Raw genomic sequence first — 1,224 nt, forward strand, 5'->3', positions numbered from 1 at the left:
GTGCGCAGTAAATGTGCGCTCCGATGCCAACCGTGGAGTAGTTCGGGATCGAATATGTAGACGTGTAAAGGCGGCCTCCGTTGGCTCCTTGCCACACGCCGGATTGGCAAGCCAAGATGTTTCCGCTCGGATCTGTCGTAATTCCGTTGCCAGAGCACCCCCAGCCGGCATACGCGGTCGCGGCCAACGGCAGCTGGGTTTGAATCGATCCCCCACCATTCATGTACATGTAGCCGTTGATAACGCTTGATCCGTACTGGTAATGGGTTCCGTTCTGTACCGTGGTCCCGTTCAACGTGGTTGTCCCGTTGACCGTCGCATTCCCATAGATCGCTGCACTTCCAGCAATGCTGGCATTGCCGTTCGAATTCACGTCGCCAGCATTTAGCGCCGCCCAACCCCCGGCTGTAGTCTGAATGTAAGCAGCGTTAGGCGCCCGCATGGCGATGTTTGAGCCATCGCCGTAGATCTGCGCGTTCGCTATCTGAACGCCGATGCCGCCCGGCGCGTTCGTCGCCCTGAACGTCCCCCCCGAAGTAGTGATGTTGCCCGTCGCCCCGAACGTCGAGACGTTACTCATCGAGTTGTTGTTCGCGTTCATCGGCCCCGTCAGCGGGCGGGAGCCGTTGAGCATGTAAAACTGACTGAGCATCGCGTCCATGTCAGCATACGAGCCCACTCTCATGGCGAACGTGCCGACCGGAATACCGGCGATGGAGGTCTGCCACCCGTTCCCCGTGCCGATTAGCTGACCAGCGTGACCGGGAGTCGACATGCCAGCGTCCGCACCCGCGGCTTGCATCGCCAACCCCGCAAGGTCATTTCGGACCGCGCCTGTTCCATCCTTGTAAGGAGTCGTCGAATACACATAACCGGCGAGGGACGGCGTTCCCCCGACGCTTACCTGCGAAACAGAACTCGTAAAGGTCTGCCCGTTAGGCGCCTTAGAACTGAAACCACTCGGCAGATATCCGAGATTCACCAGCTCCGCTACCGCAGGCTGATATGGGCTAGCAACTCCAGCAACAGATTGGCCCGCCATGATGGCTTGACCATTCGTGCTGTAGTACGCGTTGAGTGCGCCCTGATACTCGACGGCCCACTGCCCTGTCGCGGCAATGTCCCAGGCGTAGTTGAAGGTTGAAGGCGGCGGTTCGCCAGTGGAATCCGAGAGAATCGGGTTTCCAGGACCAACCTCCCGAACAGGGAACCAAGGAGAACCGC

The 1,224-nt window shown here is 59.4% G+C and carries 1 protein-coding gene; it reads right to left on the reverse strand.

Annotation, left to right across the window (positions count from 1 at the left end; translation table 11 throughout):
* The coding region (locus tag HV711_RS33215; RefSeq protein WP_175145689.1) for a hypothetical protein at positions 1-1,224 on the reverse strand (1,224 nt) is incomplete at both ends.

Source organism: Paraburkholderia phenoliruptrix (genome assembly GCF_902859825.1).
GTDB lineage: Bacteria > Pseudomonadota > Gammaproteobacteria > Burkholderiales > Burkholderiaceae > Paraburkholderia > Paraburkholderia phenoliruptrix.